Consider the following 12,459-nt stretch of genomic DNA (forward strand, 5'->3'; position numbering starts at 1 on the left):
ATAATAACATAACGACAAATGAAGTACAAGGATGGTTTTTAAATAACCTTCACTACTTCATAAGTTTTTTTAGTGATGACCTTTAATTAACTACCTTACTCTCTCTCACGATCACTTTCAAACTCTTTTAACCATTGTTTTTCCTGACCTGTTAACGAGCGCTCCTCAAGTAAGTCCGGTCTTCTTTGGAACGTTCTTCGCAACGCTTGTTTGTGTCTCCACTCATTAATATTTTTGTGATGACCAGACAATAGTACATCTGGAACTTTCAAACCTCGAAATTCAGCTGGACGCGTATAATGTGGGTGCTCTAACAATCCAGTACTAAACGAGTCCGTTACCGCCGACTCATCATTACCTAAGACACTAGGTAGTAGACGTGTTACGCTATCAGTGATCACCATCGCTCCTAATTCTCCACCGGTTAATACATAATCACCAATCGAGATTTCGTCAGTAATTAACTGTTCGCGAATCCTTTCATCATAGCCTTCATAGTGACCACAAAGCATAATTAAGTGATCTTCCCTAGCAAACTCTTCAGCTTTTGCTTGTGTGTAACGCTCCCCTTGAGGGCAAAGTAAGATCACGCGTGGCTTCGTGTTTTTTTCGGCTGTTAAGTGTTCAACCGCATCAAAAAGCGGTTGCGGGCTTAAAACCATGCCTGCACCGCCGCCATACGGATAGTCATCAACCTTTTTATGTTTATTCGACGAAAACTCTCGAAAATCGATGACATTGTAAGAAACTGCACCCTTTTCCTGAGCTTGTTTTAAAATTGAATGACCAAAAACACCGGAAAACATTTCTGGAAATAACGAAAGAATGTCAATTTTCATCTTTTACTCTAACCCTTCCATCAAATGAATCGTAATGATCTTTTCAGCAACGTTAACATCCTTCACGACATCAGAGATGTATGGAACCAAAAGATCTTTCCCACGATTCTTGCGTTGCACCACCCAAACATCATTCGCACCAGGAGATAATATTTCTTTGACCTTCCCAATCGTTTCTCCTTTTTCGTCGACTACAGCACTTCCAATGATTTCATGATAATAGAACTCGTCTTCGTCTAACTCACCTAATTGCTCTTCAGATACTTTTAATAAGGCACCTTTGAATGATTCTACTTCATTGATATTGTGATAGCCTTCAAACGTTACTAGATCGAAATTTTTATGCTTGCGATGAGATGCAACGACGAGCGGAATGCGTTCATCTGTATTTTGTTGCTCTAAATACAAGGTTGCTCCAATTGCAAAACGCTCCTCTTCAAAATCTGTTGTGGCAATGACACGAACTTCTCCTCTTACACCATGAGTGTTTACGATTTTTCCTACTTTAAACCATTTTGTCATCATTAGACCTTCCTTTACGAATTTCATGGACAATTCCGTCTTTTATGATAATCTCTTGACCTGATACAACGTCATCCCAACGATCACCAACGTTAACTTCAATCATGGAGTCGATCGATCCATCGTTTATTTCTATTCCTATTTGTAATCTGTTCAGTTGTTCTCTTTTAAATTCAATCGCTTTTAACTTCTCTTTTCGTTTGTGAATTTCATATTGAAAGCTTTCCTTTACTTCTCGCTGTTTATGGATGCTAGTTGTATCATTTTTAAGCTTTTTATGTAATTGAAATGTTAATTGCTCAATCTCCCTCTCCGCTTGCTTGTACTCTTCGGCCAGCTGATCAAGCAGTCGTTGCTTTCGTGTTTCAGTTAAGATTTGTTTAATAACTACAGGTTTGATCACATTCATTGTCTACCCCCAAACCACTTTTTAGACAACCTTATTACTACTATAAACGATTTATACAACGAAAAAAAGGGAGAGGCTATCCCTCACCCTTTCATTTCAAGATTAAACAATATCAATTCGAACGCGTTTGTTTTGATTCGTTGCTGCCGCATAAGCAACAGAACGAATGGCCTTAACAATACGCCCTTGCTTTCCAATCACTTTACCTTTATCTTCGGCATCGACAGAAAGCGCAACTGTTATCATTTGTTCATCGACAGTTTCAGTCACATGAACAGCTTCGGGATGATCGACAAGAGCCTTTGCAATACACTCAATTAACTCTTTCATAGTCTGTCCCCTTAATCACGTAGTCTTTACGACTTACTTTTGATTTTTTGCGTTGTGTAGCTTTTCCATTAGACCAGCTTCAGAGAAAAGGTTACGAACTGTATCAGATGGTTTTGCACCGTCTAACATCCATTGTAATGCTTTCTCTTCTTCAATTTTCACTTGAGCTGGTTGAGATAGTGGATTATATGTTCCAATCTCCTCAATGAAACGACCATCACGCGGAGAGCGAGAGTCTGCTACTACTAAACGATAGAATGGGGCTTTCTTAGAACCCATACGCTTTAAACGAATTTTTACTGCCATTCGTTGACACCTCCAAATTTAATTACACAATTATTTATAATATAATAATTTCTACTAGTAATCAACTAGTAAAATTTGAAACCTACATAAATGGTAGCTTGAAACCACCTTTGCCTTTTTTCTTACCTTTGCCCATGTTCGTCATTTGCTTCATCATCTTTTTCATATCCTCAAATTGCTTCAGCAATCGGTTGACATCTTGAATCGATGTACCGCTTCCTTTTGCAATTCGTCGTCTACGACTTGCATTGATGATACTAGGGTCTGTTTTCTCAGCCTTTGTCATTGAGCGCACAATCGCCTCTACCCGACTAATTTGCTTGTCATCAAGCTGAAGATTTTTCATGCCTTTCATTTTGTTCATGCCAGGCATCATTCCTAAAATTTCATCGAGCGGACCCATATTGCGAACTTGATCTAACTGTTCTAGAAAATCATCAAACGTCAGGTCCATCGTACGCATTTTCTTCTCAAGCTCACGAGCTTTTTCTTCATCGACATTGGTTTGTGCTTTCTCAATTAAGGTAAGAACATCACCCATTCCCAAGATCCTCGATGCCATCCGCTCAGGATGGAACGGTTCGAGTTGGTCGATCTTCTCCCCCATACCGGCAAACTTAATTGGTGTGTTTGTCACAGCTTTGACAGATAAAGCCGCACCACCACGTGTATCCCCATCAAGCTTGGTCAACACAACACCTGTAATGTCGAGCTGCTCATGGAAGCTTTCTGCAACATTGACAGCATCTTGACCTGTCATCGCATCAACGACAAGAAGCGTTTCATCAGGATTCGCAATATCTTTCACTTGCTGTAACTCATCCATTAATTCTTCATCAATATGGAGACGACCTGCTGTATCAATAATGACGTAATCATGATGATCTTCCTTTGCCTTTTCAATCGCTTGCTTTGCGATTTCGACTGGGCTCACTTGGTTACCAAGCGAGAAGACAGGCATATTCAATTGTTTCCCTAATGTTTCTAACTGATTGATCGCAGCAGGGCGATAAATATCTGCTGCCACTAACATCGGATTGCGGTTTTGGCTTTTACGAAGATGATTGGCAAGCTTGGCTGTTGTCGTTGTCTTCCCAGCCCCTTGCAACCCCACCATCATAAGTACGGTCGGAGGCTTGTTGGCAACAGCAACCTTACTTTGTTCGCCACCCATTAATTCCGTTAACTCTTCGTTAACGACTTTAATGACTTGTTGGCCTGGTGTTAAACTTTTTAGTACTTCTTGTCCTACGGCTCGTTCTTTAACAGCAGAAACAAACTGTTTAACAACCTTAAAGTTAACGTCAGCCTCTAACAAGGCAAGGCGAACCTCGCGCATCATCTCTTTTACATCAGCTTCTGTTACTTTCCCTTTTCCGCGAATCTTCGTTAATGTATTTTGCAATCGCTCCGCTAAACCTTCAAATGCCATAGTCGTCGCCTCCTACTCTAATTTCTCAAGAGAATCTATAAGCTCAAACATCTCTTCAGGAGTCGCTTTTTGATCACGTATAGCTGTTTTTAACGTTGAAATAAGCCGCGAACGGTCCTCAAACTTTTTAAATAAGGAAAGCTTGTGTTCATACTCTTCAAGCATCGCTTCAGTTCGCTTAATATTATCATAAACAGCTTGACGGCTAACCTCATATTGGTCGGCAATTTCTCCAAGGGAATAATCATCTAAATAATAGAGCGACATATATTTACGTTGCTTGGATGTGAGGAGTGGTTGATAAAAATCAAATAGATAATTCATTCGCAATGTTTTATCTAACACAAAACCAACTCCTTGTTAAGTGAATTCCCTTTACGAATAAACATACTACACGAAACAAAACAAAGTGTCAAGTTTTTTTCTTAACATAACGATTCTTCCTAAATGAGAGGGTGTGTCTCATTCAACTCGAACTTATTTTTCCTTCTCCTCTTCTTCTTCTTCTTCTTCTTCTTCTTCTTCTTCTTCCGCAGCTTCCAATATTTCTTTAAACAATCCAAATACAAATTGCTCAGCGTCAAATTCTTGAAGGTCATCCATTTTCTCACCAAGTCCTACCAATTTGACTGGTATGTCTAACTCATGACGAATCGCCAGCACAATTCCACCCTTAGCTGTTCCGTCTAATTTTGTTAGCACAATTCCTGAAACATCTGTTGCTTCACCAAATGTTTTCGCCTGTGACATCGCATTTTGTCCTGTTGTTGCATCGAGCACAAGTAATACTTCATGTGGGGCACCAGGAACCTCACGTTCAATCACGCGCTTGACCTTTTCTAACTCTTTCATTAAATTCACTTTATTTTGTAATCGTCCAGCTGTATCACAAAGGAGGACATCTGCCCCACGTGATTTGGCAGCTTGAACTGCATCATACATAACCGCAGCTGGGTCTGAGCCGGCTTGTTGTTTAATGACATCGACGCCAACACGGTCACCCCAAACCTCAAGCTGTTCAATCGCACCGGCACGGAAAGTATCACCAGCCGCTAGGACAACAGACTTGCCTTCCGACTTAAACTTGTGAGCCATTTTTCCGATCGTCGTCGTTTTCCCAACGCCATTAACGCCAACAAATAAAATCACCGTCATCTCATCTGTCTGTATATTTAACCTGTTATCATCATCTTCTTTTTGCAATAATTCTGCTAGCTTCTCAGAGATCAACGGTTGGATATCTTGTGAGTCTTTGATATTTCTGACTTTTGCTTCTGACTTCAGCTCATCAATTAAATCCATGACCGTAGTCACTCCAACATCAGCACTAATTAACAACTCTTCAAGTTCTTCAAAAAATTCTTCATCAACCGTACGGTAACGGCTAACGAGCTCATTCATCTTCCCTACAAAAGAGTCGCGTGTTTTCTCTAGTCCTGTTTTAAACTTCTCCGTCACTGTTTCTGTCTGGTTTGTAATTTTATCTTTTAATTTTTTGAAAAAGCTCATCTTTTTACCTCCTAATTTTTGCGATTATTACAGGCCGCACGCTCATCCAGGCGCTGTTATCCCTCGACTAACTCTTCGGTGTCTTCAAGGCGGACCGAAACAAGCCTTGAAACACCAGATTCCTGCATCGTAACCCCATAAAGTACATCTGCCTCTTCCATCGTCCCTTTGCGATGAGTAATTACGATAAATTGTGTCTCTTTACTAAACTCTTTTAAGTAGTTTGCAAATCGGACGACATTCGCTTCATCTAACGCTGCTTCAACTTCATCTAGAACACAAAATGGAACTGGCCTTACTTTTAAAATGGCAAATAACAAGGCAATCGCCGTCAGCGCTCGCTCGCCCCCTGATAATAGCGCAAGATGCTGCAACTTCTTTCCTGGTGGACGTGCGACAATATCGACCCCTGTATTGAGCATTGTCTCGGGGTTCGTTAATACGAGATCCGCCTCACCGCCACCAAACAGCTCCTTAAATACCACTTGAAACTGAGCACGAATTTGCACAAACGTTTCTTCAAATCGCTTTGTCATCTCTTCATCCATCTCTGCAATGACGCGATAGAGTGTTTCCTTGGCCTCTTGCAAATCTGCTTGCTGCTCGGTTAAAAATTCATACCGCTCATAAATGCGATCATATTCATCAATCGCTCCTAGATTTACCGTTCCAAGTTCTTCAATTGCAAGCTTAATTAACTTCACTTTCATTCGCGCCTCTTTGGCATCAACTGTTAATGGATATTGCTGTTTAGCTGCTTCATAACTAAGTTCGTATTCTTCCCGAAGGTGGGAGAAACGGTTTTCTAGCTCGACATCGAGACGATTGACGCTCACTTCCTGCTCACGAATCTCATGTTCAATCACTTTTAACTGCTTCGACAGCTCTTTTAACTCACGGTCATGGTCGTCTACTTCATTTTGTAAATACAAGCGCTGTTGTCGTTTGCCTGCAATCGTTTCAACTGTTTCATTTTTACGTTTACGACTTTCATTGATCAGATCATCAAGCGACTCTTCACCTGAAGCATTTGAAGTCATTTCTTGTTCGAGTAGACTGAACTCTTCCTCATTCTCTTGTAAAAGCTCAACCGTATCTTTATACTCTTTTGTTAATCTTAGCACTGTCTGATTTTGGTTGGCAAAACGTTCTTCAATTTTTGCGTATTCAACCTTGATTTCGGTGACTGCCGCTTGTAACTCTTCCTTTGATGTTTGTTGGCGCTTCTTCTTTTCCGTAAGGTCATCAACATCTTTTTCTAGTTGCCCAGCAAGATCATTCACCCGCTCTAACTCGCCTTGAAGTTGCTCTAGTCGCATAGTCATGCGGTCTTGCTCAGCTTGATCATTCTCTTTATTACGATCATATAGACTCAGTCGTTCGTTTACATTTCTTACTTCAACCTCAACTTCACGAAGATCCGATTTTGTTTGTTGCTCTTGATTCCTTGCCTCTTCACCTCGTTGCCTCATGTCTTCGAGTGTCTGTTCACTCGCTTTTATCTCTTCTTTTTCCCTTTTCACTTGTTGTTCAAGCGTTGATGTTTTTTCTTCCATATCAGTAAGCTTGGCTGTTAATGTTTCTAACTCACGTTGCCTTCCTAATAAAGCATTGCTCTTCTGTTTAATACTCCCCCCCGTCATCGACCCACCAGGGTTAACGACGTCACCTTCTAAGGTAACAATCCGGTAGCGATAACGTAACTCTCGAGCAAGGGCATTCGCTCCTTGTAAATCTGTAGCAATCACAACATGCCCGAGTAAGTTTTTTATCACTTGAGCATAGCGGTCATCATATGAAATAAGTTCAGCAGCAACCCCAACAAAAGCAGGATGGTCCTGAATGAGACTGAGTTGTTCTCTACCAATTGACCTCGCTTTAATCGCTGTTAACGGTAAAAAAGTAGCGCGTCCAAAACGGTTTTTCTTTAGAAATTGAATCGCACGCCTTCCATCTTCCTCAGCCGTGACCACAATGTGCTGCGTCGCCCCACCGAGAGCAATTTCCAGTGCAGTTTCATACTGTTTTGGAGTCTTGACTAATTCAGCGATCGCGCCTTCAATCCCTGAAAGCTTATCTCCTCTAGCTTTTAAAATTTCTTTTACTCCTTGAAAGAAGCCAGAAAAGTCTGCTTGCATCTCTTCTAATACATCTTTTCGTGAGCGAACTTGCTGGATGTACTGGTACGCTTCATATAATTGCTTTTCTTTCTTTTGCCATGCAGTCTGCTTTTTTTCAAGCTCTATTTTGAGGTGGCGAAACGCCGTCACTTGTTCATCAACTACACGTTGGTGATCGGATAACCGCTGTTCTAGTTTGGCTTTTTTTTCATGGACTGATTTCCTAAGTGCTAACAAACTTTCATTATCATCGTCTAAGCGCTCATTTTTTTGTTTTTGTTGTGTTAATTGATCTTGTAAATAACGAATTTCATTACGGAGCGAGGCTTGTTCATTAACAACTTCAATGTAATCAGACTTTAAACGGTCTAATTCCGCCTCAAGGTCTTGCCCTGCAATCGTTAATTCTGATTCCTTTTCACCAAGCTCTTGCTTTGTCAAAGCAAGCTTCTCTTTTTCATCCGCTAATGTCGCTTCTTCTCTATCAAGTAGAGACTTCAAATCTGTGCGCTTCTCTCTTAGCTCCTTAATATTTTCAATTAGAGCGTCACGGTTTTGATGAAAGTTCTTTTTCCTTTCCTTCAAAACCTCTTTTTTTCCCTCTGTTTTTTCGAGCGCCTCACTCGCAGAAAGCAGCTGTTCTTGAAGCTGACTAACTTGTTTATCTAGCGCTTCAATGTCTGTCCGTTTACTTTCAACTTTCGCTTCCTCAGCTGTTATTTGCGAGGATAGCTTGATTTTTTTATCTTCTAAATCCTCAAGTGATTGTCGTTTTTGCTCCCATGTTTGATGTAGCTCTGTGATTTCATGCACCATTAAAGCCACTTCAATTTCTTTCAATTCTGCTTTTTTCTCAAGATAATCTCGGGCGACTGATGCCTGGATCTGAAGTGGCTCAATTTGCCCTTCAAGTTCATGTAAAATATCTTCTACTCGGTATAAGTTTTCTTGTGTTTCCGCTAACTTTCGCTCCGCCTTTGTTTTACGTGTTTTATACTTCAACACACCTGCGGCTTCTTCAAAAATTACGCGTCGTTCCTCAGCCTTACTGCTTAATATCTCTTCAACTTTTCCTTGACCAATAATTGAATACGCTTCCCGACCAAGGCCTGAATCCATAAATAAATCAACAATATCCTTTAAACGGCACGTCTGTTTATTAATTAAATATTCACTATCACCAGAGCGATAGATACGTCGTGTCACACTGACTTCGCTATAATCAATCGCTAAGTGTTGATCCTCATTATCTAATACGAGCGAAATCTCCGCGAAATTCACTGGCTTTCGAGAGTCACTACCAGCAAAGATAATATCTTCCATTTTAGAACCACGCAGTGATTTGGCTGATTGCTCTCCAAGCACCCAGCGGATCCCATCAGAAATATTACTCTTCCCGCTTCCGTTCGGTCCAACAACAGCTGTAACTCCACGAACAAAGTCGACCGACACACGCTCTGCAAAAGATTTAAACCCTACAATTTCTAAACGTTTGAGGAACATGATTTTTCCCCCTAAATCTTAATAACAACTTATCTATTTTATCACAAAACAATTCTGACGCGAGGTAAATATGTAGCAAACCCCCGATTCGCTCTTTCATCGAAAGTAAATCATGGTACAATAAGAGTAGTACGACTTAAGCTTTGTACAAAGAAAGGATGTTTCGATGAATTTAACTGAACAGAGCCGGGAAAATATTGAATATATGATTAATGAAATCATAAAAAAATTACAGGTCGTTAACGCAGGTGCGATGAAAGCAGAGAGCTTTGACACTGACGCATACGAAGACTTAAAAGACATCTATGAAATGGTAATGAGCAAGTCATCATTTAGTGTCAGTGAAATGGATGCGATCGTCTCTGAATTAGGCCGCCTCCGTAAGTAGTTCATTCCATACGGCAAACAGTGCAAAAAATGATTCCCAACATACACATGTATGAGCGGGAATCATTTTTTTTGGATCCTAACTTTTTCCCTCGCTAATGCGAATTAAAGCTTGCTGGGCTGCGTGCTGTTCAGCCTCTTTCTTCGATCGTCCTGACCCTTTCCCTAAGCTTCGATCATTTAGCATCACTTCTGACACAAACTCTCGACTGTGAGCAGGACCGCGTTCTTGTACAATCTCATAATGAACTTGTCCCATGTTATCTCGTTGGACGAACTCTTGCAATTGACTTTTAAAATCCATCATATGAGAAAAAGCACCCTCATTTATTTTGGGATAAACCGTCTGATTTAAAAACTTGTAAACAGCATCTAGCCCTTGGTCTAGATACAAGGCACCGATAAACGACTCGAACACATCTGCAAGTAAAGCAGGGCGTTCTCTGCCTCCCGTCATTTCTTCTCCTTTCCCAAGTAAAACAAGTTTACCAAACGACAGTTCATTGGCTAAATTGGCTAGCGATGCCTCACAAACGATAGCTGCTCGAAGTTTTGTCATATCCCCTTCGCTCATCGTTTCAAATTTCTTATATAAATACTGTGAAACCGCTAATTCCAAAACAGCATCCCCCAAAAACTCGAGCCGTTCATTATCATGAAACGGACGGATACGATGCTCATTCACATAGGATGAATGAGTAAAAGCCTGAATTAATAACTTTTCCTTATGAAAGGATAGCCCAATACGTGATAACATTTGCTCAAATCTTTGCTTTTGGTTTGTACTTAACGTTACTTTACGCACGTGTCTTCTTCTCTCACTAGTTAATACTCGTTTTCGATTATTTCTTGAAGAGTGTGGCATTGGGACCTCCAAAACTATTGAACACAGTTCAGTTTAAATTAATTTTCATATCCATGAACGTATACAACTAAACGAGAACGTGTCATCCTCCTATTATTATACCAAAAGAAAACCAAATCATCATGTAAATCAAGTCCCACATCCATCGATATGGGACTTGAAGTGAAACTACTGTTGATTGTTTATGTAGTCTACTACATCCGAAACAGTAGAGATCTTTTCCGCTTCTTCATCAGAAATTTCTAAGTCGAACTCATCTTCTAATTCCATAACAAGCTCAACAACATCTAATGAATCTGCACCTAAGTCGTCTTTAAAAGAAGCTTCAGGTTTCACCTCTGCTTCATCAACACCTAGACGATCGACAATAATCTTTGACACACGAGCTAAAGTATCAGCCATTTTCGATTCACCTCCTCTCAAGAATTCACCCTCAAAACATTATAGGGGATTTCACGCAAAAAAACTAGCTTATTTTGATGAACCTTTAGTGTATCCAAGATTCATCTATCCTACATCACCATACCACCATCGACATGAAGGGTTTGTCCTGTCATATAACGACTATCTTCAGATACTAAAAACCGAATGACAGAGGCTACTTCTTCAGGTTGGCCGAGCTTTGCAAGCGGAATTTGCTTAAGCATTTCAGCTTTTACATCTTCATTTAGTTCATCAGTCATATCTGTTTCAATAAACCCAGGGGCTACTGCATTGACCGTAATATTACGATTCGCCAACTCACGAGCCATCGTTTTCGTCAATCCAATGACCCCTGCCTTTGCTGCCACATAATTCGCTTGACCAGCGTTCCCTAAGACACCAACGACAGAGGCAACATTAACAATACGCCCTGAGCGTTGTTTCATCATCTGTCTAGTAACCGCTTTTGAGCAGTTAAAAACACCTTTTAAGTTTGTATCAATGACTGAATCCCAATCTTCCTCTTTCATACGCATGATCAAATTATCACGAGTAATTCCAGCATTGTTTACTAAAATATCTAACGAACCAAATGCAGAAATGACTTCCTTCACCATTTGTTGTGTCGCATTCGCATCAGCAACATCAGCTTGAATAGCAAAAGCCTCAACTCCTAATTGCTTTACTTCTTCAACAACGGCTTCCGCTCGTTCTTGACTGCCCGCATAGTTGATCGCAACATTCGCTCCGTTTTTAGCCAATTCAAGCGCAATCGCACGCCCAATTCCACGGGATGCTCCTGTCACTAGGGCTGCCTTACCTGATAACATCTACATCTCTCCTTTTAGCTTCTCGATCATTTTTGTTAAGCTTTCCCGATCACTGACAGCAAATACTGTTGCGCGTCGTTGGACTTTTCGTACAAGACCACTCAAGACATTACCAGATCCGACCTCGATAAATGTATCAACACCAAGGTCCATTAAACGACGAACAGTATCTTCCCATAGAACCGGTGAATACACTTGTTCAATCAACTTTTCACGAATAAGACCTGCATCTGTCACTTCTTTTGCATCAACATTAGCCACTACTGGCACCTTGGCATCCTCAATCGTTACGTTTGTCAGAACATCTGACAACTTCTCAGCAGCAGGCTTCATTAATGCAGAGTGAAACGGACCACTAACTTGAAGTGGAATCACACGTTTTGCTCCTGCCTCTTTTGCCTGATCAGATGCCTGCTTGACCCCTTCAGCTGTACCAGAGATGACAATTTGGCCCGGGCAATTCAAATTGGCAAGCTGGACAGAATCCCCTGATTCAGTTACCTCATTTGTGATCGCCTCGAGCGGTTCTCGTTCCATGCCCAGAATCGCTGCCATCGCACCAACACCAGCCGGAACAGCCTCTTCCATAAATAGCCCACGTTGTCTAACAGCATAAACCGCATCTTCAAACGATAATGCCCCTGCCGAGACAAGCGCACTGTATTCACCTAAGCTATGGCCAGCCACATAGTCAGGTGTAATCTCATAGTCTTCGAGTGCTTTTAAAACAGCAACGCTCATCGTCAGTAGAGCTGGTTGTGTATTTTCGGTTAATTTTAATGTGTCTTCAGGCCCATTAAAAATAACATCTGATAATGAAAATCCTAACCGTTCGTCGGCACGTTTAAACACATTGTTTACTTCTTCTTTTTCAGCTGCTAATGCTTGGCCCATACCAACATATTGTGAGCCTTGTCCTGGAAATAAAAAAGCTACCTTCCCCATGGTTCATCTCCTTTTTTAATCTTGCATCACACCTTTTAA

14 protein-coding genes are annotated in these 12,459 nt (G+C 40.9%); 1 reads left to right on the forward strand and 13 read right to left on the reverse strand.

Annotated elements, in window-relative coordinates:
* Positions 1-95: 95 nt before the first annotated feature.
* From trmD to smc, 9 genes are all read right to left on the reverse strand, one after another.
* Positions 96-839 (reverse strand): tRNA (guanosine(37)-N1)-methyltransferase TrmD, encoded by a 744-nt coding sequence (gene trmD / locus KH400_RS10485; RefSeq protein ID WP_217224475.1) that lies wholly within the window; start codon positions 837-839, stop codon positions 96-98.
* A 3-nt stretch (positions 840-842) separates the two neighbouring features.
* Positions 843-1,361 carry a ribosome maturation factor RimM gene (gene rimM / locus KH400_RS10490; RefSeq protein WP_217224635.1) on the reverse strand — a complete coding sequence of 173 codons (519 nt, stop codon included), beginning with the start codon at positions 1,359-1,361 and terminating at the stop codon, positions 843-845.
* Positions 1,345-1,770: a YlqD family protein gene (locus KH400_RS10495; RefSeq protein ID WP_217224476.1), complete on the reverse strand. Its 426-nt coding sequence runs from the start codon at positions 1,768-1,770 to the stop codon at positions 1,345-1,347. Before KH400_RS10495 ends, rimM begins: the two co-directional genes overlap by 17 nt.
* Positions 1,771-1,872: 102 nt before the next feature.
* Positions 1,873-2,100, reverse strand: a complete 228-nt coding sequence (locus KH400_RS10500; protein ID WP_217224477.1) for a KH domain-containing protein — start codon at positions 2,098-2,100, stop codon at positions 1,873-1,875.
* A gap of 33 nt (positions 2,101-2,133) precedes the next feature.
* The gene (gene rpsP, locus KH400_RS10505; protein WP_217224478.1) at positions 2,134-2,406 is read right to left on the reverse strand and encodes a 30S ribosomal protein S16; all 273 of its coding nucleotides are present in this window, start codon (positions 2,404-2,406) and stop codon (positions 2,134-2,136) included.
* 82 nt (positions 2,407-2,488) lie between these two features.
* The gene (ffh, locus tag KH400_RS10510; RefSeq protein WP_217224479.1) at positions 2,489-3,838 is read right to left on the reverse strand and encodes a signal recognition particle protein; all 1,350 of its coding nucleotides are present in this window, start codon (positions 3,836-3,838) and stop codon (positions 2,489-2,491) included.
* A 12-nt stretch (positions 3,839-3,850) separates the two neighbouring features.
* A complete protein-coding gene (locus KH400_RS10515; RefSeq protein ID WP_217224481.1) occupies positions 3,851-4,183 on the reverse strand; it encodes a putative DNA-binding protein in 333 nt (110 codons plus the stop codon).
* 132 nt (positions 4,184-4,315) lie between these two features.
* Positions 4,316-5,347 carry a signal recognition particle-docking protein FtsY gene (gene ftsY / locus KH400_RS10520; protein WP_217224483.1) on the reverse strand — a complete coding sequence of 344 codons (1,032 nt, stop codon included), beginning with the start codon at positions 5,345-5,347 and terminating at the stop codon, positions 4,316-4,318.
* Between the two features lie 56 nt (positions 5,348-5,403).
* Complete coding sequence (gene smc, locus KH400_RS10525; RefSeq protein ID WP_217224484.1) at positions 5,404-8,970, reverse strand: chromosome segregation protein SMC; 3,567 nt, start codon at positions 8,968-8,970, stop codon at positions 5,404-5,406.
* A 166-nt stretch (positions 8,971-9,136) separates the two neighbouring features.
* On the opposite strand from smc, the gene KH400_RS10530 reads away from it, so the two are divergent.
* Entirely contained in the window at positions 9,137-9,358 is a 222-nt protein-coding gene (locus KH400_RS10530) for a DUF1128 domain-containing protein (protein WP_217224485.1), read from the forward strand.
* A gap of 78 nt (positions 9,359-9,436) precedes the next feature.
* On the opposite strand, the gene rnc is transcribed toward KH400_RS10530, so the two are convergent.
* The 4 genes from rnc to fabD form a co-directional block, all read right to left on the reverse strand.
* Positions 9,437-10,222 (reverse strand): ribonuclease III, encoded by a 786-nt coding sequence (gene rnc, locus KH400_RS10535; protein WP_217224486.1) that lies wholly within the window; start codon positions 10,220-10,222, stop codon positions 9,437-9,439.
* 168 nt (positions 10,223-10,390) lie between these two features.
* Positions 10,391-10,624 (reverse strand): acyl carrier protein, encoded by a 234-nt coding sequence (gene acpP / locus KH400_RS10540; RefSeq protein WP_217224487.1) that lies wholly within the window; start codon positions 10,622-10,624, stop codon positions 10,391-10,393.
* Positions 10,625-10,734: 110 nt separating this feature from the next.
* Positions 10,735-11,475, reverse strand: coding sequence for a 3-oxoacyl-[acyl-carrier-protein] reductase (gene fabG / locus KH400_RS10545; protein ID WP_217224489.1), 741 nt, complete (start codon positions 11,473-11,475; stop codon positions 10,735-10,737).
* A complete protein-coding gene (fabD, locus tag KH400_RS10550; protein WP_217224490.1) occupies positions 11,476-12,420 on the reverse strand; it encodes an ACP S-malonyltransferase in 945 nt (314 codons plus the stop codon).
* Positions 12,421-12,459: the final 39 nt, after the last annotated feature.

It is taken from the genome of Desertibacillus haloalkaliphilus (genome assembly GCF_019039105.1).
Lineage (GTDB): Bacteria > Bacillota > Bacilli > Bacillales > KJ1-10-99 > Desertibacillus > Desertibacillus haloalkaliphilus.